We start from the raw sequence: 23,457 nt of genomic DNA, 5'->3' as shown, positions 1-23,457 counted from the left end.
CGCCGCCATGAAATCCATCCACGCGGCCATTGCCGCTTTGCTGGCCTCGCCAGCGGTATTTGCCCAGACCTATCCGACCGGCTACGGCCCGAACGCCGTGCTGCCGGAGCCGGAGCGCACGCTGATCCCCACCGTCAACGTGGCGCCGGTCGACGCCTGGAAAGGCCAGGACCGGCCGCGCACCGCGCCCGGCTTCAACGTCACCGCCTACGCGCGCGGGCTGGACCATCCGCGCTGGGTCTACACGCTGCCCAACGGCGACGTGCTGGTGGCCGAGACCAACGCCCCGCCCAAGCCTGACGACGGCAAGGGCATCAAGGGCGCGATCATGAAACATGAAATGAAGAAGGCCGGCGCGGTCGGCGAGTCGGCCAACCGCATCACGCTGCTGCGCGGGCTGGACGCCAGCGGCGCCGCGCAAACGCATAGCGTGTTCATCACGGGCCTCAATTCGCCGTTCGGCATGGCGCTGGTCGGCGACCAGTTGTACGTGGCCGACACCGACGCCATCCTGCGCTTCCCCTATCAGCCGGGCGCGACCGCTATCCACACGCCCGGCGTCAAGGTGATGGACCTGCCGGCCGGCACCATCAACCACCACTGGACCAAGAACGTCGTCGCCAGCCCGGACGGCAAGTATCTGTACGTCACGGTCGGCTCCAACAGCAACGTCGGCGAGAACGGCGTCGACGCCGAGACCGGCCGCGCCGCCATCTGGCAGCTGGAGATCGCCACCAGCAAGGCGCGCCTGTACGCGACCGGCCTGCGCAACGCCAACGGCATGGGCTGGGAACCGCAAACCAAAACCCTGTGGACCACCGTCAACGAGCGCGACGAGCTGGGCAACGACCTGGTGCCGGACTATATGACCTCGGTGCGGGAAGGCGGCTTCTACGGCTGGCCGTACAGCTACTACGGCCAGCACGTCGACCGCCGCGTCTCGCCGCAGAAGCCGGAGCTGGTGGCCAAGGCGATCGCGCCCGACTATGCGCTGGGCGGCCACACCGCCTCGCTGGGGCTGGCGTTCTACGACGCCGCCCTGTTCCCCCGCTCTTACCAGGGCGGCGTGTTCATCGGCCAACACGGCTCGTGGAACCGCAAGCCCCACAGCGGCTACAAAGTGGTGTTCGTGCCTTTCGCCGGCGGCAAGCCGTCCGGCCCGCCGCAAGATTTCCTGTTCGGCTTCCTCGACAACACCGGCAAGGCGCATGGGCGTCCGGTCGGCGTGGCGGTCGACAAACAAGGCGCGCTGCTGGTGGCGGACGACGTCGGCAACATCATCTGGCGCGTGGCGCCTTCCGCTACCACAACCGCAAGCAAATAAGGAGTCAACATCATGAGCAGCAAACACACGGGTTCGGCAGTATGGAGCGGCGGCCTGAAGGACGGCGGCGGCAAGATTTCCACCCAAAGCGGCGTCATGGACAACGTCGAGTATGGCTTTCACTCGCGCTTTGAAGACGGCCCCGGCACCAATCCGGAGGAACTGATCGGCGCCGCGCACGCGGGCTGCTTCACGATGGCGCTGTCCGGCATCCTGGCCGAGGCCGGCTTGACCGCGCAAAACCTCAGCACCACGGCCACCGTCACGCTCGACAAGGTGGACGGCAACTTCGCGATCACCGAAGTCCACCTTAACCTGGTGGCCAGGATCGCCGGCGCCGACCAGCAGAAATTCGAGGCGGCGGCGCTCAAGGCCAAGGACAACTGTCCCGTCTCCAAGCTGCTCAACACCCACATCACGCTGGACGCGCGGCTGGAGAGCTGAGCAGGGTTGCGGCAAAACGCATAGAATTCTGGTTTCTCCGTTCCCACGAAAGACCTCTATGCGTATTCTGCACACCATGCTGCGAGTCGGCGACCTCCAGCGCTCGATCGATTTCTACACCAAGGTACTCGGCATGAAGCTGCTGCGCACCAGCGACAATCCCGAGTACCAGTACACGCTGGCCTTCCTCGGCTACGGCTCCAATCCGGAGCACGCCGAGCTCGAGCTGACCTACAACTATGGCCAGACCAGCTACGAGCTGGGCACCGCCTACGGCCACATCGCGATCTCGGCCGACGACATCGTCAGCGCCTGCAGCGCCGTCAAGGCCAACGGCGGCGCCGTCACGCGCGAGCCGGGTCCGGTCAAGGGCGGCTCGACGGTGATCGCCTTCGTCACCGACCCCGACGGCTACAAGATCGAATTGATCGAACGCAGTTTCGACGGTCAGGGCGCCGGACTCTAAGTTGTTGCGGCCGGCCTTTTGCCGCCGGCCGTATGCAGGAAGATGAAGACGCCGATGGCGCCGATCACGCCGATCAGCACGGACGCCAGCGCCAGCACGGCCGGCTGGTATTGGTACAGTTTGGCGACCAGGTAGACCATCACCGCGTTAACCGACAACAACAGCATGCCCAGCCACCACAGGCCGGACGAGAATTGCCACGGATAGTGGAACCCCACCATGTCCAACAACGGCAGCGCATGGGCCACCAGCAACAGCGCGAACACCGCGCGCCAGCGTAGCAGCAGGCGCGGCGCGTCCGTCGATTCTTGCTCCGACAGCATAGGCGCGGGTGGGCCCGCCGGCCGCCACCTGAAGTACAGCACGACAAAAACCAGGAACAGCAGCGCGCTCAGCGCCACGCTGGCGGCCACGCCCATCATCATGGCGCGGAAGCCGCAGGCGCCTTCGAACGTCGAACCGAACCACGAACAAGGTATCGCGTCCAGCGCGACATAGACAATGGCGCAGGCGATGCAGACCGACGCGACCAGCGCCAGCAGCAAGGTCAGCAAAGTACCTGCGGTGCTGCGGACGGCGGGAGAGTCGGTTTGCATGGCGGCGGCCTGTATTTATTTGATAACAATTCGCCGGATGGTACAACGTCCGGGCATTGCCGTCCACGCGATACGGCTTGAGCAGGCCGGCAGACGAAAAAAAACGCCGGTGCAGCCGGCGTTTTCGTGTGGACCTCGGCGCGGCTTAGTGCGCCAGCAGGGCGTTGATCGGCGCCAGGTCGTCTTCCTTCAGCGAACCGGCTGCCGACTTCAGGCGCAGGCCGTTCATGATGGTGTCGTAACGGGCCTTGGCCAGATCCTTCTGGGTCGAGTACAGCAGCTTCTGGGCGTTCAGCACGTCGATGTTGATACGCACGCCGACCTGGTAGCCCAGCTTGTTCGAATCGAGCGACGACTTGCTCGACACTTCGGCCGCTTCCAGCGCCTTGACCTGCGCCAGGCCGCTGTTCATGCCCAGGTAGGCCGAACGGGCGTTCTGCGAGGCGGCGCGCTTGGTCGCTTCCAGGTCGTTGCGGGCCTTGTCTTCCAGCGCGATGGTTTCGCGCACCTTGCTGGTGACGGCGAAGCCGCTGAAGATCGGCACGTTCCAGCTGACGCCGATGGCGTTGTTGTTGCTGCGCTGGACCGACGTCACCGACTGGTGCGTGTTGCTGGCGATCAGATTCGCGGTCGGCATGTGGCCGGCGCGGTTGCGCTCGATTTCACGCTTGGCGATTTCCACGTTCAGCTTGGCGGCCACCACGGCATAGTTCTGCGCCTCGGCCGAACTGACCCATGGTTCCACCGCGGCCGGCGACGGCGCGCTGATCGTCACGCCGGTGCGCAGCGGCGCCAGTTCCCCCGGCGTCTGGCCGATGATCACTTGCAGCGCGGTGCGCTTGTTGTCCAGGTCGTTGATGGCGGCAAATTCCTGCGCCACCACCAGGTCATACGCCGCTTGCGCTTCGTGGGTATCGGTGATGGTCTGGGTGCCGACTTCGAAATTACGCTTGGCCGAAGCCAGCTGTTCGGTGGTTGCCACTTTCTGCGCCTGGGTCGACGTCAGGTTGTCCTGCGCCGTCAGCACGTCGAAATACGCCTGCGCCACGCGGGTGATCAGGTCTTGCTGGGCCTGGGCGAAGGTGGCTTCGGCGGTGGCCTGTGCCAGCTTGCTCTGCTGATAGGTCTGCCAGCTGGCCCAGTTGAACAGCGGCTGGGTCAATTGCACGGTGTAGGAATTGCTGTGATTATCGGCGTCATTCTTGAAATAGGTGCCGGCCAGCGGCGTGCTGAGGTCGCCGCTGTTGCGCACGTTGCTGCCGCTGGCCGAAATGTTCGGCAGCAGGCCGGAGCGCCCCTGGGTAATCCGTTCCTGACCGGCGGTCAGCGACGAGCGGGCGCTGGCATACGTGGCGTCATTGGCCAGCGCTTGCTGATATACCTGGATCAGGTCGGCCGCCTGTGCGTTGAGCGTCAAGAAGGCGCTGGTGATCAGCACGGCGATAAGGGGTCTCTGCATTGCATTCTCCGTTGGAGTCGTCAAAAAAGTTGATCAAATCAAAAACACACTACCTTAGCGCCGCGCTCATTTTTAGCGTCGCGGCACTTAATACTTGGCCATCGTGCTGTCGACTTGCAGCGCCCAGGCGTGGATGCCGCCGGTCAGGTTGACCATCTTGCCGAAGCCGTTACGCTCCAGGAAGGCGGCCACCTGCATGCTGCGCGCGCCGTGATGGCAGATGCAGACGATCGCCGCATCCTCATCCAGGTCGTCTATGCGCGCCGGTATGGTATTCATCGGGATCTGCACCGAGCCGTCGATACGGCAGGTGTCGAATTCCCAGTTTTCCCGCACGTCCAGCAACATCGGGCTGGGCCGTGCATCGTCCGCCAGCCAGTCGGCCAGTTCCAGAGCGGTGATCTGCTGCATGCTGGTCCGCCCCGCTTAAAACTTGAACTGCGACGGCTGCGTGGCCGAGGCCAGCGCTTTGACGTCGGTTTCAAACAGCGTGCGCGTGTCGTAGCCGGCTTCGCCGGTGCGGGTGATCAGCTGCGCCTTCATCGCCGGCGACTGGCCGATGATGGCCGCCAGACGGCCGCCCACTTTCAATTGTTGCAACAACGCCGGCGGCAGCTCCGGCAGCGAACCGGTCACGACGATCACGTCGAACGGCGCGCCGTTGCTCCAGCCCTGGGCGCCATTGCCCAGTTCCACAGTCACGTTGGTGACGCCGTTGTCGGCCAAATTCTTTTCCGCCAGCGCTTTCAGCTCGGGCGACACTTCCACCGCCGTCACGTGGCGGCCCTTGTGCGCCAGCAGCGCCGCCATGTAGCCAGAGCCGACGCCGATTTCCAGCACGCTCTCATGCTTCTTGACGTTGACGTCTTGCAGCAGACGGGCTTCCACCTTCGGGTTCAGCATGGCCTGGCCGCCCGGCAGCGGGATTTCGGTGTCGGCAAACGCCAGCGCCTTGTGCGCGGCCGGCACGAAATTCTCGCGTTTCACCACCATCAGCAGATCCAGCACACTCGTGTCGAGGACGTCCCAAGGGCGGATTTGCTGTTCGATCATGTTGAAGCGGGCTTGTTCGATATTCATCTTATGACTCTGGTCGGATTAAATAATCCGTCATTTTATCGTTGAACTGGCATCGAGGCACATATTAACGATATGACGGCGGGTTCGGGGAAAATTGCGACAGTCTGCAGTTTAAGGGGGTTGAACCTACCAAAATGGCAAGCTGGGCGCAAATCGCGGGGCGGGCGGCTCACGGCTGCGGCGCTTCCAGGCCGCGCAGGGTGACGTCGATCAGCGTCGCCATGAAGGCTTGCGGGTCGATCGCCGGCATCGCGCAGGTCGGCATGAAGGAGTGGGTCCACATCATCAACATCAGCACCGGGGCCACCAGCACCGGCGTCATCACGGCCGGGTCGACCGGGCGGAACTCGCCGCGCGCGATGCCGCGCACCAGCACGCTGGCGATCACGGCATTGCCCCGGGCCACCACGTCTTCGTTGTAGAACTGCGCCAGTTCGGGGAAGTTGTTGCCTTCGGCAAGCATCAGCTTGGTGATGCCGGCCAGGTGGGTGGCGCAGATCTGGTTCCACCATTTCATCAGGATAATGCGCAGCAGCTCGGCGCTGGGGCCGTCGAACCCGGCCGCTTCCTGCTCGGCCTCGCCGATGGCGTGCACGATGTTCTCGCGCACCACGGCCTTGAACAGTTCTTCCTTGTTGGCGAAATACAGGTACAGCGTGCCCTTGGACACGCCGGCGCGCTTGGCCACGTCTTCCAGGCGCGTGCCGGCATAGCCGCGCTCGACGAACTGGTCCAGCGCCGCCGCCAGCAATTCCTGCGGCCGCGCATCCTTGCGCCGCTCCCAGCGTGGCTTCGTATCTTGAGGGGCTTGCATGGGTGTACTCGATTTAACTTACTTATAAGTCATTAATATAAGCGCAAGGGCGGGCAGCGTCAAGCAACGCGAGCGTCGGCGGCCGGCCGCGCCAGCCCGGCTTACAGGCGTGGCGGCTCGGCCGGCAGGGTCGGCAGGCGCCGGTCCAGGCGCAACAGCTGCTCGAACTGGTCGGAACTGATCGGACGGCTGTAATAATAGCCTTGCATCAGGTCGCAGCCTTCGGAGCGCAGAAAATCGAGCTGCGCCTCGTTTTCGACGCCTTCCGCGATCACCTGCAAGCGCAGGCTATGCGCCAGCGTGACGATGGCGCGCACGATGGAGGCGCTGTCGGCGTCAATGTTCAGTTCACGCACGAAGGACTGGTCTATTTTGAGCACATCGATGGGAAAACGCCGCAGATACGACAGGCTGGAATAGCCGGTGCCGAAATCGTCGATCGAGATATGCACGCCGAGCGCCTTCAGATCGCGCAGGATGTCGATCGCGCTGTCGACATCGCTCATCACCGTGCCTTCGGTCAATTCCAGCTCCAGCAGCTGCGGCATCATGCCGGTTTCCCGCAGCAGGTCGGCGATCGACTGCACCAGCGTATGCTGGACGAACTGGCGCGGCGACAGGTTGACCGCCACCCGCAGCGCCGGCCAGCCGGCGCGCTGCCACGCCATGGTCTGCAGGCAGGCGGTGCGCAGCACCCAGGCGCCGATCGGGATGATCAGGCCCATGTCCTCGGCCAAGCCGATGAAGCGGGTCGGCGCGATCATGCCCTGGGTCGGATGGTTCCAGCGCAGCAGCACCTCCATCCCGACGATCTGGCCGCTGCTCAAGCTCAGTTGCGGCTGGTAATGCAGCACGAATTCCTCGCGCTCCAGCGCGCGCCGCAGGTCGGCCTCGATTTTCAGCCGGTCCAGCGTGCGCTCGTTCATCTGCGCGGTGTAGAACTGGAAGGCGTTGCGCCCCATTTCCTTGGCGCGGTACATGGCGATGTCGGCGCAGCGGGTCAGGCTGTCGGCGCTGTCGCCGTCGGTCGGGTAGGTCGCCACGCCGACGCTGCAGGTGAGGAAGAATTCGTGGTCCTGCACCAGGATCGGCAGCGCCACCGCCTCCATGATGCGGGTCAGCACGGCGACGCCGGTGCCGTCCTCGGGATTCTCCGGCAGCACCAGCATGAATTCGTCGCCGCCCAGGCGCGCCACGGTGTCCGTTTCGCGCACGCAGCCCAGCAGGCGCGCGGCCATGATTTTCAGCAGGCTGTCGCCCGCCTCGTGGCCCAGGGTGTCGTTGACGAACTTGAACCGGTCCAGGTCCAGGAAAGCGATCCAGAACGAGCTGTTGCGGCGCCGTCCGCCGGCGATGGCGTCATTCAAGCGCGTCCGCAGCAAATTGCGGTTGGCCAGGCCGGTCAGGCTGTCGTGGGTGGCCTGGTACTCGATCTCGGCCTCGTAACCCATCGCCGCCGAAATATCGTACTGGGCCACCACGAAATGGCTGACGGCGCCGCTCTGGTCCTGCACCGGCGCCACGAACAGATCGCTCCAGTAGCCGCCGCCGTTCTTGTGGTGATGGCGCACCAGCGCATGGCCTTCGCTCTGCTCGCGCAAGGCGGTGTGGATCTGCTCGATATTGCCCTGATATTGCTGGCTGCCGTGCAGGAAATCCAGGCTGCGTCCGAGCACCTCCTGCGCGCTGAAGCCGGTGATGCGTTCGAACGCCGGGTTGACGTATTCGATCGGGTACTCCGGCGCCTGGGCGCTGCACAGGATGATGGCGTTGGCCGACACCTCGATCACGCGCTCGCGCAGCCGCAGCCCCTGCTCGGTTTGGGCGCGCTGGGCGACGTCCTCGGCCAGGCGCAGATTGGCAAACTCCAGCGCGGCGGTGCGTTCGCGCGTGACCCGCTCGATGGTGGCGATGCGCGACACCAGCGCATACACATAGGCCGCCGCCAACGCGGTCGACAGCAAGCCGCCCAGCAGCGCGTACAGCGACCCGTTGTGGCCGTCGGCGAAGAACATTTCCGCCTGGCTGGCCTCGACCAGCAAGGCCTGGTCGGCCAGCGCGAAGCGCAACGTCACCGGCGCCGGGCGGTCATAGAACAGCCACTGCGGCAACACGGAGCGGCCCTGGGCCGGGCCGGTCCGGGCGGGCGGGACATCGCCGTAGCGCGCGATCAGGCGCGGCGCCACGCCGTCCGGCGCGGCATACAACAGCATGCTCATGCCTTGCTGCGGCGCGAAGCCCTGCGCCTGCAGCACGGGTTCAAGCAGGCCGTCGGCGCGGAACTCGGCGACGATTTCACCGACCACCGCGCGCTGGCGCGCCGCCGCGGTGTCGATCGGCGCGCCCTGCCAGAACACCGGCGACAGCACGCGGAAGCCAGCCGGCTTGCTGCTGGCGAACAGCAGCGGCAGCATGCCGGAGGCGGCCGTGCCGCCGCGCTCGCGCGACAGGCGGCGCGCCGCGGCCAGCTCCGCCATCGGCGCCGTATCCAGTCCCAGCATGCTTTCATTGCCGAACAGCGGTTCCAGGTAGTCGATGACGAGGTAGGCATCGCGCGGGCCGGCGCGGCGTACGCGCCCGTCCACCAGCTCCGTCAGCGCAAAGCCCGGATAGCGGCGGCGCATGGCCGTTTCATAGGCGGCGCGGTCGCCGGACTGGACCAGGCGCTGGAAGGACAGCCCCAGCATTTGCGGCGAGCGCTCCAGCAGCGGCGCGGTGAAGCGATGGAACTGTTCGCGGCTGATGATGCCAAAGGTGGCAAACAACTGGTTGAGCACCTCGATCTGGGCGACCGCGTCGCGCATGCCGCCGACCACCGCGTTGATGCGCAGCTTGGCGTTTTGCTGGAACTGGGCATTTTGCCGGGCCGCCTCGATTTGCCGGACGGTGACGAACAGGGCCGCCGTCAAGGCCAGGCCGATAAGCAGGGTCAGCAGGGCCGACAGCGACACGGAAAAGCGCACCCGCCGTATGAGCCTTTGCATTGCGCTCTCCTTGTTCTAGCTCCGAGGGTTCAGCGGAGGGACGGAAAATGGTGAGAGAGATACATTTCCATTTTAGCAATGGACGGTCGATATATTGAGCGCTCCGACGCGTGTTTCATTCTTGCACAGTTCGACCGGGCCGAAGGCATTATTTGAATTTCCCGGCGCCGCCGCGCTTAGCCGCCGAGTCCGCGATGCGGCGTTTGCCGCGGCAAACGCACAGTAAAGGTGACGCCGCCATCGGTGCTGGAAGTGACGGATATTTTGCCGTCATGGGCGCTGACGATTTCCTTCACCACATACAGGCCCAAACCCAGGTTCTGCATGCGCGCTCCGACCCGTTCGCTTGTCGGGCGAATCGCAAACCGTTTGATCGGGTCGAACAGCGTCCGCAACTTCGTCGCCGACAGCAGTTCCGCCTGGTTCTGCACCTGATAGACCACCTCGTTGGCCAGGCCGACGATGGAGACCCGGATCGCGCTGCCCGGCGTACTATGCTCAATCGCGTTCGAGATCAGATTGGAAAACGCCTGGCCCATGCGCTGCGCATCCCATGCGCCGACGAAATGACCGTCCGCCGTCAGTTCGAACTGGCGGTCGGGGTGGAAGGTCTTGGCTTCATCCATGGTGTGGCGACAGATTTCCAGCAGGTCGACCGTGCGCGGATCGATGGGTATCCCTTCGCCCAGGTGCGTGGTCGAGAAATCGAGCAGATCGCGTACCATCGCGTCCATGCGCTTCGAGCTGTTCAGGATGCGCAATCCGACTTTCAACGCTTTGGACGGCAAGGTCTGGTCCATCAGCAGCACTTGGGCGCCCATGCTGACCGCACCGAGCGGCGTGCGCACGTCATGCCCGAGGATGGCCAGGAACAGGTTCTGTGCCTCCCGCAACATGCGTGAATAGCGGGCCATGGACTCGGTTTGGGCCTGATCGATCGCCTCGTTAAACCGTATCATGTCCTGAAAGTCGTCCGGCGTCGTCAGGTCCGTGCTGCGCGCCCACAAGCGCAGCACGCTCGAGCGCAGCGCCCGGTACTCCGCCATAACCTGCTCACCGGAAAATCCCGCCGCGACCCGCTCCTCGGCATGGGTTTCCGCCGCCGTATCGGCGCCGGCAGTCTTGGCCAGCCCTTTGGACTTTGCAATGCTCTGATACTCCTCCTGCGGCGTATCAAGGTCGTGCGCGATAACCCGCAGCACGGCGGCCGCATGATCGCGCAACTGGACCCGGGTCGCGTCCTCCAGCGGCGCCAGCGACGCCGCGAACTCTTCCCATTCTTTTAATATCGGTTCAAGATTCGACAGGATAAACCCGGATAATTTCATTATTCGCTCTGCCCCGTCTTTAATACCGCGGCATCGCCTTCATTCAATAGTTTCTTTATCTGCAGCAGCAAGGATTCGGCCAAAAAAGGCTTGGCGATAAAAGCGTCATAACTGTCGCCGTACGCGACCTGGCTGCGCAACGATCCGCTCATCAGCAGAATCGGCAACGCACTGCGGCTGTATTGCTCGCGCAATTGCTGGCTTAATTCCAGGCCGGTGCGGCCATGCATGATGCAGTCCGAGATCAACAGATCCGGCTTTTGCTCGCCGATTTTCCTCAGCGCCTCCTCAACGTCGTGCGCCACCCGCACCTCGTAGCCGGAACTCTCCAATAACATCGAGCAGGTTTCCGCCAGATCAATATCGTCTTCCACTATTAAAATCATCGCCATCTCCGGTTGTAGCCTTTGGCACCGAAGAAAATGATCGGCTGGGGGAAAAGCTGACCCCTCTACAGGGTTAGCTATTACAGGATTAAAATCCGTACGCTACCGTACATTGCGCAAACAGAATGATAGCCGCGGCGAGGCAATATAAAATCCCCGGGCCGCGATCAAACCAGGATGCGGTGTTTTAGAATTAAATATATATAACATTAGGTAATCCGGTGATAGCCATGTATAGTGAGTCTCGTACTTGCATCAAGTCGTAATCTTGTCGGTCTCAACTCCGCATGGCTTTATACTAAGCCGTCCAGTTTTATCTCCTTCGGTTTTAATTTCTTGGTTCCAAGTGCCTGCATGGCAATGTCGCCTATATTTTTATCATTGAAGGAAAACTCATGAGCACTCAACAAACCGGTATCGTCAAATGGTTCAACGACGCCAAGGGCTTCGGCTTTATTACGCCGGATGCAGGTGGCGCAGACTTGTTCGCCCACTTCCAGGACATCCAATCGACCGGCTTCAAGAGCCTGTCCGAAAATCAGCGCGTGTCGTTTGAGCGCAGCGTCGGCCCCAAGGGCGAAAAAGCAGGCAACATCCAGGTTGTCAACTAACAGAGCCCGGCCACGCTCCAACCGGCCGCGGACACCTGGCAGATAGCCAGGGTGCGGGGGAAATGGTTTAGCACGGCTTGCGCATTCAAAAAGCCCGCATTGCGCGGGCTTTTTGACGCCTGAAAACAACACGTCCGGCGCTTGCTTCCCCGTTTTCAGCGTGGCGCCCGGCGCCTATCGTGCGGGCGAAACAGCAATTACATGGTACGCTGAGCAAGGAGTCTTTCGTTTTTGAAATATTCCGTACTAGGAATATTTAATGACTCATCTGAACGATCCCACACGCAACCTGCTGCTGAAGGTCTTGCCCGCCGAAGACTACGCGCGCCTGGCGCCCCATCTGGAACTTGTTCCGCTGCTGGTCGGCGATGCCTTGTACGAATCCGGCGACCGCCAGCACCATGTGTATTTTCCGGTCAGCGCCGTGATCTCGCTGCACTACTTGCTGGAAAACGGCGGCTCGTCCGAGATCGCCGGCGTCGGCAATGAAGGCATGCTGGGCGTGGCGCTGATCATGGGCGGCAACTCGACGCCGAGCCGCGCCGTGGTCCAGGCCAGCGGCGTCGCCTACCGCCTCAGCGCCGCGATCCTGTTGCAAGAGTTCGAACGCAGCGGTCCGTTGCAGCGTCTGCTGTTGCGCTACACCCAGGCATTGCTGACGCAGATGTCGCAGACGGCGGTCTGCAACCGCCACCACACCGTCGAGCAGCAATTGTGCCGGTGGTTGCTGCTGACCCTGGATCGCCTGCCGACCAACGAACTCAAGATCACGCAAGAGCTCATCGCCAATATGCTGGGCGTGCGGCGCGAAGGGGTGACGGTCGCCGCCGGCAAGTTGCAGAGCAATGGCTACATCAGCTACCGGCGCGGCCATATCACGGTGGTGCGGCGCGCCGGGCTGGAGCAGGATGTCTGCGAATGTTACGACGTCGTCAAGCGGGAATTCGCCCGCCTGCTGCCTGCCGCGCCCGCCGCCGGCGCTTTCCGATAGCCGCCCGCGCGGCGTCCCCCCTCACACCCTTTCAGCGAAAGCGCTATGGACACTCACCAGCACACCGGCGACCGCCGCCTCTCCTCGCCGTTGCAGACCGACGTGCTTCAGCATGCCATCTTCAACAACGCGCATTTTTCCTACATCGCGACCGACGCGGCTGGCGTGATTCAGATATTTAACGTCGGCGCCGAGCGCATGCTGGGCTACCACGCCGGCGAGGTGGTCGGCACGGTCACCCCCGACAGCCTGGCCGACGCCGAAGAAATGCGCCAGCGCGCCGCCGCGCTGCGCAGCGAGCTGGGCATCGAACTGCCGCCGGGCCTGCCGGCGCTGCTGGCCAAGGCCGCGCAAGGCGTCGAGGACATCGTTGAATTGACCTTCCTGCGCAAGGATGGCGGCCGCCTCGCCGCCAGCGTCTCGATCAGCGCGCTGCGCGACGGGGCAGCCGCCATCATCGGCTATCTGCTGATCGGCACCGACAACACCGAGCGCAAACGCGCCGAAGCGGAACAGGCGGTGCTGGACCAGCGCCTGCGCGACCAGCAGTTCTACACGCGCAGCCTGATCGAATCGAATATCGACGCGCTGATGACCTGCGATCCGCAAGGCCTGATCAGCGACGTCAACCACCAGATGGTGCTGCTGACCGGCCGCAGCCGCGAACAGCTGATCGGCACGCCGTTCAAGACGTATTTCATCGACCCCGCGCAGGCCGACGCGGCGATCAGCCAGGTGCTGCGCGACGGCAAGGTCATCGATTGCGAACTGGTCGCGCTCGGCAGCGACGGCGTCGCCACGCCGGTGTCCTACAACGCCACCACCTTCCATGACCGCGACAACGCCCTGCAGGGCGTGTTCGCCGCCGCCCGCAACATCGCCGAGCGCAAGCAGCTCGAGCGCGTGCTGCAGGAGAAAAACGTCGAACTCGAAGGCGCCCGCGCGGCGGCCGAAAAGGCCAACCTGGCCAAATCCGAATTCCTGTCGAATATGAGCCACGAGCTGCGCACGCCGCTCAACGCCGTGCTCGGTTTTGCGCAATTGATGGAGACCGCGACCCCGCTGCCGTCGCCGGCGCAGAAGCTGTCCATCGAGCAAATCCTGAAAGGGGGCTGGTATCTGCTGCGCCTGATCAACGAGATCCTGGACCTGGCGATGATCGAATCCGGCAAGCTGTCGATGGTGCAGGAATCGATGTCGCTGTCCGAGGTGCTGAAGGATTGCGAAGTGATGATCGCGCCGCAAGCCCTGTCGCATGGCATCACGATCGACTTCCCGGCCGGCGCCGATCCATACTACGTGCACGCCGACCGCACCCGCATCAAACAAGTGCTGATCAACCTGCTCTCGAACGCCATCAAGTACAACCGCGCAGACGGCCAGGCCAGCGTGCGCTGCACGCCGCTGCCCGGCGGACGGCTGCGCGTCAGCGTCGCCGACACCGGCATCGGCTTGTCCGCCGAGCAGCTCAAGCAGCTGTTCCAGCCGTTCAACCGCCTGGGCCAGGAAGCCGGCAGCGCCGAAGGCACCGGCATCGGCCTGGTGGTGACCAAGCAACTGGTGGAGCTGATGGGCGGCACCATAGGCGTCGACAGCGTGGTCGGCGAAGGCAGCACGTTCTGGTTCGAACTGGCCACCACCGCCGGCAACGCCGCCGCGCCGCAGACGGCGGCGCCCGCGCCCGAGCAGCGCACCAGCGGCGCGCCCCACGCCGCCTTGCGCACCCTGCTGTATGTCGAGGACAACCCGGCCAACCTGAATCTGGTGGAGCAGCTGATCGAACGCCGCAGCGACCTGCGGCTGCTGGCCGCGGTCGACGGCCAGGGCGGCATCGATCTCGCCCGCAGCGCGCTGCCCGACGTGATCCTGATGGATATCAATCTGCCGGGCATCAGCGGCCTGGATGCGCTGAAGATACTGCGCGCCGACCGGCTGACCGCGCACATCCCGGTGCTGGCGCTGTCCGCCAACGCCATACAAACCGACATCGATCATGGTCTGAGCGCGGGCTTCTTCCGCTATCTGACCAAGCCGATCAATATTAACGAATTCATGACGGCGCTCGACGTGGCGCTGGACTACGCGGCCGGCAAGGCGCTGGACCACAAGGAGCAAGGCTGATGATCGCGCTATCGGAAATGCTGCAGGCGCATGTGCTGATCGTCGACGACCAGCACGCCAATGTGCTGCTGCTGTGCGAGTTGCTGCGCAATGCGGGCTACACCCGCGTCAGCAGCACCATGGATCCGACCGAGGTCGCCGGCCTGCATGCCGCGCACCGCTACGATCTGATCCTGCTGGACCTGCAGATGCCGGTGCTGGACGGCTTTGCCGTCATGGCGCAGCTGCAGGCCATCGAACCGAGCGGCTACCTGCCGGTGCTGGTGCTGACGGCGCAGCCGAATCACAAGCTCAGGGCGCTGCAAGCGGGCGCCCGCGACTTCATCAGCAAGCCGTTCGACTTGGTGGAGGTGGAAACCCGTATCCGCAACATGCTGGAAGTGCGCTTGCTGTACCAACGGCTGGCGCAGCACAACCAGCTGCTGGAACAGACGGTGATCGAGCGCACCGCCGAGCTGAGGGAAAGCGAAGCGCGCTTCAAGAGCTTCACCGAACTGTCGTCCGACTGGTACTGGGAACAGGACGCCAAGGGGCGCTTCACCAATATCTCCGGGCCGGTGCTGGAAATGCTCGACCTGCAACTGGCGGACGACGGCGTGACCGCCATCGCCACGCCCGGCGGCCGGGACGCCGGGCAGCGCCGGGAACTCGATGAACTGATCGCCCGGCGCGAGCCCTTCATCGATTTCGTCTACCACCGCATCGATGCCGCCGGCGCCAGACAGTATCTGCAGGTCAGCGGCGAACCGCGCTTCGACGAGGCCGGGCGCTTCATCGGCTATCGCGGCATCGGCCTGGACATCACCGCGCGGGCGGCCGACCCGCTACCGTAAGCCGGCGCCGCGCGCCCGTCTCCGGTCAAACGACGAGTGTGCCGCGAAACACCACGATGCCGGTCCCGGACAACACGGCATCGGGCGCCAGGCGCACCCGCAGCACGCTCGGGCGTCCCATGCTCGCGCCCTGTTCGATCAGCAGGCCGCCGTCCTCCGCCAGCAGCCCTTCCGCGCCGAGGTAGGCCGCCAACGGACCGGCGGCGGTGCCGGTCGCCGAGTCCTCCCACAGACCAACGGTGGGATTGAAGAAACGCGCGTAGGCGCTTGCCGGCGCGGCCTCGTCGAAGGCATACACATAGCAGCCTTCGGCGCCCGCCGGTCCCAGTAGCGCCAGCAGTTGCTGCGCCGCCGGCCGCGCCTGGTCGACCGCCGCCCTGTCCCGCAGCCGCACCATCAGGTGCGGTGCGCCGGTGTCGGCCGCACGCGGCGGCGGCGCGGCATGGATCTGCCCGACGCTCAGCCCGAGGGCTGCGGCCAGGCCGTCCACGCCGGCCAGCGGCGCGCCCAGCCTGAGCGGCGCCTGCCGCATGCTGCCGTAGATCCTGCCATCGCGCCGCTCCAGCGTAATCGGCAGAACCTCGCCGCCGATTTCCTGGTGCAGCGTGATCGGCGTCTCCAGCGGCCCGAGCGCGCCGTGGTAGCCCAGCCATAACCACGCCCCCAATGCGTTGTGGCCGGCGCCGCTGACTTCCGCGCCGCTCGCGGTAAAGGAGCGCAGCTTCCAGTCGGCCCTTTCGCTGCGCATCAGGAAGGTGGTTTCCGCCTGGTTGAACTCGCCGGCTATGCGGCGCAGCAAATCCTCCCCCAGTCCGTCGGCGCTCTCCACCACGGCCAGCGGGTTGCCACTCAACGGGGCATCGGCGAACACGTCAATTAATCCAGCTTTCAATGCCATCATGGGGGCTCCTTTGTCATGAATTTAGGTCATCTTCATTTTCGCTTGCATGGCCAAGTGTCGTGCGCGCGCGGATTCGTGTCAAAATCGAATTTCTCATCCATAGATGACCAGGATTCATCATGACCTTTCGTGGCCTGCCACCGCTGGCGTCCTTGCGCGCGTTCGAAGCGACGGCCCGGCTGTCCAGCTTCAAGGCCGCGGCCGCCGAGTTGTTTGTGACGCCGACGGCCATCAGCCACCAGATACGCCAGCTCGAAGCCGATCTCGGCGTCCGCGTGCTGGACCGCACGCCGCGCTCGGTCAGCCTGACGGCGGACGGACGCCTGCTGTACGACGCCACGGTCCGTGCTTTCGACGGCGTCCTTCGGGTCGCGGACGATCTGCGCCACGGCCAGCGCGCGCCTCAACTGACGCTGTCGTCGACCACCGCCTTCCTGAGCCACTGGCTGGTGCCGCGACTGGGACAGCTCCAGGCCCTGTTCCCGGACTTGGACCTGCGGCTGCACGCTGCCGACGCCGTCGTCCCGCTCAGGCAAGGCGCGGTGGATATCGCCATCCGCTACGGCAAGGGACCGTTTGCCGGCGTGACCGCCACGTCATTGGCGGCGGACCGCTACGCGCCGGTGTGCAGCCCGGGCCTGCATCTGCGCAACGCCAACGACCTGCGGCACGCGCGCCTGATCCACATCGATGGCCGCACGGCGCCGCTGCCGCTGCCCGACTGGGAACGCTGGTGCGCGCAGGCCGGCATCACCGGCATCGATACCGGCGGCGGCTTGCGCTTCACCGACGGCATGCATGCGATCCAGGCCGCCATCGCCGGCAACGGCGTGGTGTTGGTCAGTGTGGTGTTGGTGGCGGACGCCGTGGCGGAAGGCTTGCTGGTCATGCCGTTCGAGCAGACCCTGGCGGGAGACGCCTATCATTTTGTCTGCACGCCGGAACTGGACAGCCGCGCAGACGTGGTCCGCCTGCGCGACTGGTTCAAGGAGTCGATGGGGGCAGCTTCGCCCGCGACGACGGCGACGCAAACACTCGTATAATGGCCGCCAGGCGAACAAGTTTCTTGACGCCACACCAGAGGACTATCTGGAAATGAAAATGTTTCGTTTGCTGCTCTGGATGAGCTTGATATGCTGGACGAGCGCCGTGAACGCGACCACCACCACGGTCACCTGCGTCACGGAGGAAAATCGCCCCGTCAATTTCCTGGAAAACGGCAAGGTCACCGGCTTTAGCACCGAGGTCGTCGAAGCCGTGCTCAAGGAAATCGATGTGTCGGCCGACTTCCAGGTCATGCCTTGGGCGCGCGCCTATGCGACCGCTTTGCACGGGGAAAACGTGCTGATCTTCTCGATCATGCGGACCTCCGAGCGCGAGCATCTGTTCAAGTGGGTCGGCGTGATCTCGCCGCCCGACGGTTCCTATTTGTTCGCCCTGCGCGAACGCAATCTCAAGCTCGACAATCTGGCCGACGCGCTGCGCTACAACATCGCCACCATCAACGGTGATGCGCGCGAGCAATACCTGGAGTCGAAGGGCTTCGTCAAGGGCCGTCAATTGCATGGCAACGCCCAGCCCAAAACCAATTACGAAAAACTGAAGCTGGGGCGCGTCGATCTGTGGGCCATGAGCGACATGGTGGCGACGGACATCGTGCGGCGCGACGGCAGCGACCCGTCCAAAATACTGGTCCGGGCGCTGCAGTTGAGCGAACTGGGCAGCAGCGGCAGCTACATGGCGTTCGGGCCCAAGACCGACGATCTGTTGGTCGAACGCTTTCGCAAGGGCCTTGAAGTCATCAAGGCCAACGGCACGTTCGCCGCGCTGCAAAAGAAATGGTTCTAGAAAGGTGGGCGCGGCCGCGCCCACCGGCATCGCCTGCGGATCAGGCCAGGCGCGCCGCCAGTTCCGCCACCCGCTTGCCCAGCAGGCGGGCGGTTTCCAGGTCGCCGCTGCGCGGCGCCTCGTCGGCCGAGGCGTCCGACGGCGAGATCGCCAGCGCGCCGCCGAAGCCGGCGGTCCAGTTGACGTCGGCCGGGCCGTGCTCCTTTTTATTCGACGGCATCACGCCGGTGCCGACCCAGATCTGGCTGTGCTGCATGGCCAGCGTCCAGAAATACTGGATGGTCGAGAACTTGTCGCCGTTGACCGACGCCGAGTTGGTGAAGCCGGCGGCGACCTTGTTCTTCCAGGCCTGGCCGAACCACGAGGCGGACGACTTGTCGGCGAACTTCTTGAACTGCCAGGCCGGGCCGCCCATATAGGTCGGGCTGCCGTAGATGACGGCGTCGGCCTTGCCGATGGCGGCCAGCGCATCCTCGGCCAGGTCGCCGTTCTGGTCGATACGGAACACCTGCACTTCCGCGCCGGCGACGCCGGCAGCGCCCTCCTGCACGGCCTCGGCCTGTTTGACGGTGTGGCCGTAGCCGCTGAAATAAACGATCGCAATAGTGGTCATGATTTCCTTGAAAAATTAATGAACAGGAGGCCAGGCGCCGATTTGGTTCAACATGCCAAACCAGTCTTCCAGATGCCAGGTATGGGTGATGCGGTCTGCACCCAGATAATGAAACTCATGAATAGCAATTGCAATACCCTTATTGGTGGGGGCGATGCCGAAAAACTCGCCGCGATGGGTGCCGGTGATCTGCGCGCGCACGGCGGCGCGGCCGTCGCGGCCAAAAATATCGAGGATGGCGATGTGCACATCCGGGAAGGCGGCGCCGAACATCGCGACGACCGGTTTCATGCCGGCCAGGCCGGGCTGCTGGCCGGGTCCGAGCGGCGTATCCTGCCAGTCCGGCGTCAGCGCCTGGTCGAGCAGGTCGGGGTTGCGCTCGTTGAAGGCGCGGTACAGCGTTTCGATGGCTTGCTGCTGGGCCTTGGTCAGGCCGTTTTCCTGCATGGTCATGATGGGCTTTCTGTAGCGGTGAATGACCCGGCCACTGTAGCAATCCGCACCAACGCAAGTCCAATCGATAATGAATATGCAGTATCATCCACCGCATGGATTTACATGGCATAGACCTCAACCTGCTGGTGGCCTTCGACGCCCTGATCTGCGAGCGCAACGTCACGCGCGCAGGCGTGCGCATCGGCCGCACCCAGCCCGCGATGAGCGCGGCGCTGGCGCGCCTGCGCCTGCTGCTGAAGGACGACTTGTTCGTGCGCAGCGCCAGCGGCCTGCAGCCGACGCCGCGCGCGCTGGAACTGGCTGGCCCGCTGGGCGAGGCGCTGGCCAGCATCCAGCGCACGCTGGAGTTCACGCAGGCCTTCGATCCGGCGCGGGCCACGGTGCGCTTCACGCTGGCGCTGTCCGACCATCCGGCCTTCGTCATGCTGCCTGCCTTGCTGGCGCGGCTGGCGCAGCAGGCGCCCGGCGTCACGCTGCGGATCAAGGCCTACAGCGCGCGCGAGGATGCGCTGGCCTTGCTCGACGCCGGCGAGGCCGATGCGGCGGTCGGTGTGCCCGGCAGCAGTACGCCGCGCATTCCCACCCTGCCGCTGTTCGAGGAACGCTTTGTCTGCGTGGCGCGCAAGGGCCATCCGCTGGCGAAAAAGAAAATGACGCTCACGCGTTTTTTAAGCTGCCAGCACCTGCTGGTGTCGCCGGAGGGTGATGGCGTCGGCCATGTCGACGTCAAGCTGGCGCAGTTGCAGCGCCGGCGCCAGATCGCCGTCACGCTGCCGCAGATGTACGCGGCGCCGGCCATCATCGCCGGCAGCGATCTGCTGGCCACGCTGATGGAGGGCGTGGTGCATGCCAGCGGCCTGGCCGGCGCGCTGGCGGTGCTGCCGCTGCCGGACCTGGAGCTGGCGCCGGTGCCCTTCGTACTGCACTGGCATCGCCGCAACGACGCCCATCCGGCCCAGCGCTGGCTGCGCGAGCAGATCGCGCTGGTGTGCCGCGCGCTGTATGGGGTCAGCGGCGTCCCTTGAGTTCCTGCACGGTCCAGCCCTCGTCGCGCGCGCGCAAAAAGGCCAGCATCGAATCGACCGTGACGGCGTTGATGCGGTCGGAAAAACGCAGCGCATTGGGATGGTCGTCGAACGCGATATTGGCCTTGAACACGCGGCCGCCCAGCCGCGTCAATGGACCGATATGCATCTCGGTCGGCGTGTAGCCGGCCATCTTCAGCCACGACTGCGCCTGCTCGCGCGTGCGGATGCGGAAGTCGCTGGCCTCGGCCGAGGCCAGCACCTCCAGCACCCACTGGTTGGAGTTCTGGTACTTGGTCGAGAACGGATACGCGACCATGCTGTAGCGGCTGCCGTGGAAGCCATGCAGCGCCGCCGGATCGCGCAGGGCCTCGCCCAATTTGGCGGCCAGCTTCGGCGGCGGCACGATCATCAACGCGTCCAGCGTGTACGGGTTCTCAAGGAAGAAATTCGCCAGGCCGTCGACCCACAACGCGGAATCGGCGGTGCCGCACTCGTTGAGCAATTCATACACGCGCCATGGCTGCCCCGACGCACTGCGGAACGCCAGGCCCGCATGGCTGTACTTCAAGCCATACTTGGACAGGTCCTGGCCCTGACGCGCGATCAGCGCCACGTCGCTGCCGGTCGCGTCCAGCGCCGCCTGCAAAGCCTGGCCGGTGGCCAGCGCATCGGTCAGCGAAACCTGCGTCACCGGATGCTCTTCGCAAGAACGGCCGGCATGCGCCGGCGCGGCGCCCAGCATGGCGATCACGCCAACCGCCCCCAGCAGCGCCCGCGCCTTCATTGCGGCGGCAGGCGCTTTTGCGACAACAGCGCCTCGCCCAATGCGTTAGGAATGAAGGCCACGACCTTGCCCGATGCGACCAGCAGGGTGCCGGTGGTTTCCGACACCACCTGCACCGTGGCGCCCACCGACAGGCCGATCGCGTCGACCGTCTTGCCGGCCAGCTTGACCGACAGCTTGGCCGCCGAGCCGACCGACGTCAACACCACCTCGACCCCGCCCGCCACGCTCTGCGCAATGCCGCTGACGACATACGCGCCGCCGGCGACCACCGCGACCGAGCCGGCGGCCGGACCGGAATCGCCATGTCCCGAAGCGGCCACGCTGACCACCGGCGCGGCCAGGATGGACATGGTGCCGACCGAGATTTTCTCGGAGGGCGTGAAGTTGGATATGCCGTTCTGCGCCAGCGCGGCGGCGGCGGTCAGCGCCAGCACGGCGCCGGCGATGGTGTTGCGAAGTACTGCATGTGCTGTCAATTCCGTCTCCCGTTAAGTGCTTGGTGCCCGAAGCATAACATTAATACATGCATAACATTTATACGAATCGCCAAGTGGCGGCGAGTGGGCTACACTGTCGATCACTCCTTTCTGCGTCCGCTTCCATGCCCGAGAAGAACCTGCCTGAACTGATCACCCTGAAGCGCCTGATCGACGAAGGCGGGCGGCATCTGGAGGTCGGCACCTCCTGCACGGTGGCGATGGACGGCCGCCAGTTCCCGGTCTACACCATCGCGCTGGGCAACCCCAGCCCGGACGTGCCGGCGCTCGGCTTCTTCGGCGGCATCCACGGGCTGGAACGCATCGGCACCCAGATCATCCTGTCGTTCATGGAAAGCCTGCTGGCGCGGCTGCGCTGGGACAGCACCCTGCACCAGCAGCTCGAATCGATGCGGCTGGTGTTCATGCCGCTGGTGAACCCGGGCGGCATGTGGCAAGCCACGCGCTGCAATCCGCAAGGCGTGGACTTGATGCGCAATGCGCCGCTGAGCGCGGTCGACAAGGTGCCGTTCATGCTGGGCGGCCAGCGCTACAGCCATCACCTGCCGTGGTACCGCGGCAAGGCCGGCGCGCCGATGGAAGCGGAAAGCCAGGCCGTGTGCGAACTGGTCGAACGCGAACTGCTGTCGCGCCAGTTCAGCATGGCGCTCGATTGCCACTCCGGCTTCGGCCTGCGCGACCGCATCTGGTTCCCGCACGCGCACACCACGGCGCCGATTCCGCACCTGGCCGACATCGGCGCGCTGGAGCAGTTGTTCAGCCAGAGCTACCCGAACCACAACTACGTGTTCGAGCCGCAGAGCCGCCAGTACCGCACCCACGGCGACCTGTGGGACTACCTGTACCTGAACGGCACCAGCTACAGCGATCGGGTGTTCCTGCCGCTGACGCTGGAGATGGGCTCGTGGCTGTGGGTGAAGAAAAATCCGCGCCAGATCTTCGACCGCATCGCCATCTTCAACCCGACCGCCAAGCACCGCCTGCAGCGCGTGCTGCGACGCCACCTGATCTGGTTCGACTTCCTGATGCGCGCGGCCAACAGCCACGGGCGCTGGATGCCGGAAGGAATGGCGCGCAAGGTCCAGCACCGCCGCGCGCTGGCGCAGTGGTACGACGCATGAGCAACTGGGTGCTGCTGCGCGGCCTGATGCGCGAACAGCGCCACTGGGGCGGCTTCCCCGGCCAGCTGGCCGCCGCGCTGCCGGACGCCGCCATCGTCACGCCCGACCTGCCCGGCAACGGCGAGCGCCACGCCATGCGCAGCGTCACGCGGGTGGCGCAGATGGTGGACTACTGCCGCCGCGACCTGCAGGCGCGCGGCATCGCCCCGCCCTACTCGCTGCTGGCGCTGTCGCTGGGCGGCATGGCGGCGGTGGAGTGGAGCAGCCGCTATCCCGGCGAAGTGGAACGCTGCGTGCTGATCAACACCAGCATGCGGCCGTACAGCCGCTTCCACCAGCGGCTGCGCTGGCAGAACTATCCGTCCATCGTCGAGCTGATGCTGCGCGGCGGCGTCGAGCGCCAGGAGCGCCTGATCCTGCGCCTGACCAGCCGCACCGGCGGCGCCGCCGAACGCGAACAACTGCTGCAACGCTGGCTGGGCTACCAGCGCGAATTTCCCGTTACGCGCGCCAACGCGCTGCGCCAGCTGTGGTCGGCCGCCCGCTTCCGCGCGCCGGCCACGCGGCCGGCCGTGCCGCTGCTGGTCCTGGCCGGCGCCGGCGACCGGTTGGTCGACCATCGCTGCTCGCTGCGGCTGGCGCAGGCATGGGACGCGCCGCTGCTGGTGCACCCCGGCGCCGGCCACGACCTGCCGCTGGACGACGGCCCGTGGGTGGCGGCACAGATCGCAAAATGGCTGGACGAAGAAAAAGGGGCGTAAAATACCGC

The 23,457-nt window shown here is 64.9% G+C and carries 25 protein-coding genes; 12 read left to right on the top strand and 13 right to left on the bottom strand.

Going from position 1 to position 23,457, the window contains the following annotated elements:
• Positions 1 to 7 precede the first annotated feature (7 nt).
• The 3 genes from RUGAMON1_RS17280 to gloA are packed head-to-tail and all read left to right on the top strand — an operon-like array spanning position 8 to position 2,234.
• The gene (locus RUGAMON1_RS17280; protein WP_445231666.1) at positions 8 to 1,324 is read left to right on the top strand and encodes a PQQ-dependent sugar dehydrogenase; all 1,317 of its coding nucleotides are present in this window, start codon (positions 8 to 10) and stop codon (positions 1,322 to 1,324) included.
• A 12-nt stretch (positions 1,325 to 1,336) separates the two neighbouring features.
• Positions 1,337 to 1,768, top strand: a complete 432-nt coding sequence (locus RUGAMON1_RS17275; protein WP_445231665.1) for an OsmC family protein — start codon at positions 1,337 to 1,339, stop codon at positions 1,766 to 1,768.
• A 58-nt stretch (positions 1,769 to 1,826) separates the two neighbouring features.
• Entirely contained in the window at positions 1,827 to 2,234 is a 408-nt protein-coding gene (gene gloA, locus RUGAMON1_RS17270; protein ID WP_116992071.1) for a lactoylglutathione lyase, read from the top strand.
• Here the strand turns inward: gloA and RUGAMON1_RS17265 are convergent.
• From RUGAMON1_RS17265 to RUGAMON1_RS17230, 8 genes are all read right to left on the bottom strand, one after another.
• Positions 2,231 to 2,830 carry a hypothetical protein gene (locus RUGAMON1_RS17265; RefSeq protein WP_445231664.1) on the bottom strand — a complete coding sequence of 200 codons (600 nt, stop codon included), beginning with the start codon at positions 2,828 to 2,830 and terminating at the stop codon, positions 2,231 to 2,233. The genes gloA and RUGAMON1_RS17265 overlap by 4 nt on opposite strands.
• A gap of 145 nt (positions 2,831 to 2,975) precedes the next feature.
• On the bottom strand, positions 2,976 to 4,289 hold the full coding sequence (locus RUGAMON1_RS17260) for a TolC family outer membrane protein (RefSeq protein ID WP_445231663.1): 1,314 nt from the start codon (positions 4,287 to 4,289) through the stop codon (positions 2,976 to 2,978).
• An 87-nt stretch (positions 4,290 to 4,376) separates the two neighbouring features.
• Positions 4,377 to 4,700, bottom strand: coding sequence for a rhodanese-like domain-containing protein (locus RUGAMON1_RS17255; protein WP_116992068.1), 324 nt, complete (start codon positions 4,698 to 4,700; stop codon positions 4,377 to 4,379).
• A gap of 15 nt (positions 4,701 to 4,715) precedes the next feature.
• On the bottom strand, positions 4,716 to 5,369 hold the full coding sequence (locus RUGAMON1_RS17250) for a protein-L-isoaspartate O-methyltransferase family protein (RefSeq protein WP_445231662.1): 654 nt from the start codon (positions 5,367 to 5,369) through the stop codon (positions 4,716 to 4,718).
• Between the two features lie 169 nt (positions 5,370 to 5,538).
• On the bottom strand, positions 5,539 to 6,183 hold the full coding sequence (locus tag RUGAMON1_RS17245) for a TetR/AcrR family transcriptional regulator (protein ID WP_445231661.1): 645 nt from the start codon (positions 6,181 to 6,183) through the stop codon (positions 5,539 to 5,541).
• A 101-nt stretch (positions 6,184 to 6,284) separates the two neighbouring features.
• On the bottom strand, positions 6,285 to 9,167 hold the full coding sequence (locus tag RUGAMON1_RS17240) for a bifunctional diguanylate cyclase/phosphodiesterase (RefSeq protein WP_445231660.1): 2,883 nt from the start codon (positions 9,165 to 9,167) through the stop codon (positions 6,285 to 6,287).
• A gap of 176 nt (positions 9,168 to 9,343) precedes the next feature.
• On the bottom strand, positions 9,344 to 10,495 hold the full coding sequence (locus RUGAMON1_RS17235) for an ATP-binding protein (protein WP_445231659.1): 1,152 nt from the start codon (positions 10,493 to 10,495) through the stop codon (positions 9,344 to 9,346).
• Positions 10,495 to 10,881 (bottom strand): response regulator, encoded by a 387-nt coding sequence (locus tag RUGAMON1_RS17230; protein WP_445231658.1) that lies wholly within the window; start codon positions 10,879 to 10,881, stop codon positions 10,495 to 10,497. Before RUGAMON1_RS17230 ends, RUGAMON1_RS17235 begins: the two co-directional genes overlap by 1 nt.
• 395 nt (positions 10,882 to 11,276) lie before the next feature.
• On the opposite strand from RUGAMON1_RS17230, the gene RUGAMON1_RS17225 reads away from it, so the two are divergent.
• The 4 genes from RUGAMON1_RS17225 (at position 11,277) to RUGAMON1_RS17210 (ending at position 15,437) form a co-directional block, all read left to right on the top strand.
• Positions 11,277 to 11,492: a cold-shock protein gene (locus tag RUGAMON1_RS17225; RefSeq protein ID WP_332854039.1), complete on the top strand. Its 216-nt coding sequence runs from the start codon at positions 11,277 to 11,279 to the stop codon at positions 11,490 to 11,492.
• A gap of 259 nt (positions 11,493 to 11,751) precedes the next feature.
• Positions 11,752 to 12,483, top strand: coding sequence for a Crp/Fnr family transcriptional regulator (locus tag RUGAMON1_RS17220; RefSeq protein WP_445231657.1), 732 nt, complete (start codon positions 11,752 to 11,754; stop codon positions 12,481 to 12,483).
• 45 nt (positions 12,484 to 12,528) lie between these two features.
• Complete coding sequence (locus RUGAMON1_RS17215) at positions 12,529 to 14,604, top strand: ATP-binding protein (protein ID WP_445231656.1); 2,076 nt, start codon at positions 12,529 to 12,531, stop codon at positions 14,602 to 14,604.
• Entirely contained in the window at positions 14,604 to 15,437 is an 834-nt protein-coding gene (locus RUGAMON1_RS17210) for a response regulator (RefSeq protein WP_445231655.1), read from the top strand. The genes RUGAMON1_RS17215 and RUGAMON1_RS17210 overlap by 1 nt, the downstream gene beginning before the upstream one ends.
• Positions 15,438 to 15,462: 25 nt before the next feature.
• Here RUGAMON1_RS17210 and RUGAMON1_RS17205 read toward each other — a convergent pair whose 3' ends face one another.
• Positions 15,463 to 16,338 (bottom strand): PhzF family protein, encoded by an 876-nt coding sequence (locus RUGAMON1_RS17205; protein WP_445231654.1) that lies wholly within the window; start codon positions 16,336 to 16,338, stop codon positions 15,463 to 15,465.
• Between the two features lie 119 nt (positions 16,339 to 16,457).
• Here RUGAMON1_RS17205 and RUGAMON1_RS17200 point away from each other — a divergent pair, with 119 nt between their 5' ends.
• Together RUGAMON1_RS17200 and RUGAMON1_RS17195 are read left to right on the top strand one after the other, a co-directional pair.
• Complete coding sequence (locus tag RUGAMON1_RS17200) at positions 16,458 to 17,381, top strand: LysR substrate-binding domain-containing protein (RefSeq protein ID WP_445231653.1); 924 nt, start codon at positions 16,458 to 16,460, stop codon at positions 17,379 to 17,381.
• A 106-nt stretch (positions 17,382 to 17,487) separates the two neighbouring features.
• Positions 17,488 to 18,186 (top strand): substrate-binding periplasmic protein, encoded by a 699-nt coding sequence (locus RUGAMON1_RS17195; RefSeq protein ID WP_445231652.1) that lies wholly within the window; start codon positions 17,488 to 17,490, stop codon positions 18,184 to 18,186.
• Positions 18,187 to 18,226: 40 nt separating this feature from the next.
• Here RUGAMON1_RS17195 and RUGAMON1_RS17190 read toward each other — a convergent pair whose 3' ends face one another.
• Entirely contained in the window at positions 18,227 to 18,799 is a 573-nt protein-coding gene (locus tag RUGAMON1_RS17190; protein ID WP_445231651.1) for a flavodoxin family protein, read from the bottom strand.
• Between the two features lie 15 nt (positions 18,800 to 18,814).
• Entirely contained in the window at positions 18,815 to 19,252 is a 438-nt protein-coding gene (locus RUGAMON1_RS17185) for an ester cyclase (protein WP_445231650.1), read from the bottom strand.
• A 95-nt stretch (positions 19,253 to 19,347) separates the two neighbouring features.
• Here RUGAMON1_RS17185 and RUGAMON1_RS17180 point away from each other — a divergent pair, with 95 nt between their 5' ends.
• On the top strand, positions 19,348 to 20,280 hold the full coding sequence (locus tag RUGAMON1_RS17180) for a LysR family transcriptional regulator (RefSeq protein ID WP_445231649.1): 933 nt from the start codon (positions 19,348 to 19,350) through the stop codon (positions 20,278 to 20,280).
• Here RUGAMON1_RS17180 and RUGAMON1_RS17175 read toward each other — a convergent pair.
• Both RUGAMON1_RS17175 and RUGAMON1_RS17170 read right to left on the bottom strand, forming a co-directional pair.
• A complete protein-coding gene (locus RUGAMON1_RS17175; RefSeq protein WP_445231648.1) occupies positions 20,264 to 21,067 on the bottom strand; it encodes a DUF2145 domain-containing protein in 804 nt (267 codons plus the stop codon). The genes RUGAMON1_RS17180 and RUGAMON1_RS17175 overlap by 17 nt on opposite strands.
• On the bottom strand, positions 21,064 to 21,546 hold the full coding sequence (locus RUGAMON1_RS17170; RefSeq protein WP_445231647.1) for a hypothetical protein: 483 nt from the start codon (positions 21,544 to 21,546) through the stop codon (positions 21,064 to 21,066). The genes RUGAMON1_RS17175 and RUGAMON1_RS17170 overlap by 4 nt, the downstream gene beginning before the upstream one ends.
• Positions 21,547 to 21,671: 125 nt before the next feature.
• Here RUGAMON1_RS17170 and RUGAMON1_RS17165 point away from each other — a divergent pair, with 125 nt between their 5' ends.
• Positions 21,672 to 22,688: a M14 family zinc carboxypeptidase gene (locus RUGAMON1_RS17165; protein ID WP_445231646.1), complete on the top strand. Its 1,017-nt coding sequence runs from the start codon at positions 21,672 to 21,674 to the stop codon at positions 22,686 to 22,688.
• Complete coding sequence (locus RUGAMON1_RS17160) at positions 22,685 to 23,449, top strand: alpha/beta fold hydrolase (protein ID WP_445231645.1); 765 nt, start codon at positions 22,685 to 22,687, stop codon at positions 23,447 to 23,449. Before RUGAMON1_RS17165 ends, RUGAMON1_RS17160 begins: the two co-directional genes overlap by 4 nt.
• Positions 23,450 to 23,457 lie beyond the last annotated feature (8 nt).

Source organism: Duganella rhizosphaerae (assembly GCF_040364205.1).
Taxonomy (GTDB): domain Bacteria; phylum Pseudomonadota; class Gammaproteobacteria; order Burkholderiales; family Burkholderiaceae_D; genus Rugamonas; species Rugamonas rhizosphaerae.
This window is presented reverse-complemented; position numbering and strand designations above follow the sequence as displayed.

What these genes read in the sequence shown, in the direction of transcription:
- RUGAMON1_RS17280 (WP_445231666.1), top strand. Translation starts at nt 8, where the DNA reads ATGAAATCCATCCACGCGGCCATTGCCGCTTTGCTGGCCTCGCCAGCG.
- RUGAMON1_RS17275 (WP_445231665.1), top strand. Translation starts at nt 1,337, where the DNA reads ATGAGCAGCAAACACACGGGTTCGGCAGTATGGAGCGGCGGCCTGAAG.
- gloA (WP_116992071.1), top strand. Translation starts at nt 1,827, where the DNA reads ATGCGTATTCTGCACACCATGCTGCGAGTCGGCGACCTCCAGCGCTCG.
- RUGAMON1_RS17265 (WP_445231664.1), bottom strand. Translation starts at nt 2,830, where the DNA reads ATGCAAACCGACTCTCCCGCCGTCCGCAGCACCGCAGGTACTTTGCTG.
- RUGAMON1_RS17260 (WP_445231663.1), bottom strand. Translation starts at nt 4,289, where the DNA reads ATGCAGAGACCCCTTATCGCCGTGCTGATCACCAGCGCCTTCTTGACG.
- RUGAMON1_RS17255 (WP_116992068.1), bottom strand. Translation starts at nt 4,700, where the DNA reads ATGCAGCAGATCACCGCTCTGGAACTGGCCGACTGGCTGGCGGACGAT.
- RUGAMON1_RS17250 (WP_445231662.1), bottom strand. Translation starts at nt 5,369, where the DNA reads ATGAATATCGAACAAGCCCGCTTCAACATGATCGAACAGCAAATCCGC.
- RUGAMON1_RS17245 (WP_445231661.1), bottom strand. Translation starts at nt 6,183, where the DNA reads ATGCAAGCCCCTCAAGATACGAAGCCACGCTGGGAGCGGCGCAAGGAT.
- RUGAMON1_RS17240 (WP_445231660.1), bottom strand. Translation starts at nt 9,167, where the DNA reads ATGCAAAGGCTCATACGGCGGGTGCGCTTTTCCGTGTCGCTGTCGGCC.
- RUGAMON1_RS17235 (WP_445231659.1), bottom strand. Translation starts at nt 10,495, where the DNA reads ATGAAATTATCCGGGTTTATCCTGTCGAATCTTGAACCGATATTAAAA.
- RUGAMON1_RS17230 (WP_445231658.1), bottom strand. Translation starts at nt 10,881, where the DNA reads ATGATTTTAATAGTGGAAGACGATATTGATCTGGCGGAAACCTGCTCG.
- RUGAMON1_RS17225 (WP_332854039.1), top strand. Translation starts at nt 11,277, where the DNA reads ATGAGCACTCAACAAACCGGTATCGTCAAATGGTTCAACGACGCCAAG.
- RUGAMON1_RS17220 (WP_445231657.1), top strand. Translation starts at nt 11,752, where the DNA reads ATGACTCATCTGAACGATCCCACACGCAACCTGCTGCTGAAGGTCTTG.
- RUGAMON1_RS17215 (WP_445231656.1), top strand. Translation starts at nt 12,529, where the DNA reads ATGGACACTCACCAGCACACCGGCGACCGCCGCCTCTCCTCGCCGTTG.
- RUGAMON1_RS17210 (WP_445231655.1), top strand. Translation starts at nt 14,604, where the DNA reads ATGATCGCGCTATCGGAAATGCTGCAGGCGCATGTGCTGATCGTCGAC.
- RUGAMON1_RS17205 (WP_445231654.1), bottom strand. Translation starts at nt 16,338, where the DNA reads ATGATGGCATTGAAAGCTGGATTAATTGACGTGTTCGCCGATGCCCCG.
- RUGAMON1_RS17200 (WP_445231653.1), top strand. Translation starts at nt 16,458, where the DNA reads ATGACCTTTCGTGGCCTGCCACCGCTGGCGTCCTTGCGCGCGTTCGAA.
- RUGAMON1_RS17190 (WP_445231651.1), bottom strand. Translation starts at nt 18,799, where the DNA reads ATGACCACTATTGCGATCGTTTATTTCAGCGGCTACGGCCACACCGTC.
- RUGAMON1_RS17185 (WP_445231650.1), bottom strand. Translation starts at nt 19,252, where the DNA reads ATGACCATGCAGGAAAACGGCCTGACCAAGGCCCAGCAGCAAGCCATC.
- RUGAMON1_RS17180 (WP_445231649.1), top strand. Translation starts at nt 19,348, where the DNA reads ATGGATTTACATGGCATAGACCTCAACCTGCTGGTGGCCTTCGACGCC.
- RUGAMON1_RS17175 (WP_445231648.1), bottom strand. Translation starts at nt 21,067, where the DNA reads ATGAAGGCGCGGGCGCTGCTGGGGGCGGTTGGCGTGATCGCCATGCTG.
- RUGAMON1_RS17165 (WP_445231646.1), top strand. Translation starts at nt 21,672, where the DNA reads ATGCCCGAGAAGAACCTGCCTGAACTGATCACCCTGAAGCGCCTGATC.
- RUGAMON1_RS17160 (WP_445231645.1), top strand. Translation starts at nt 22,685, where the DNA reads ATGAGCAACTGGGTGCTGCTGCGCGGCCTGATGCGCGAACAGCGCCAC.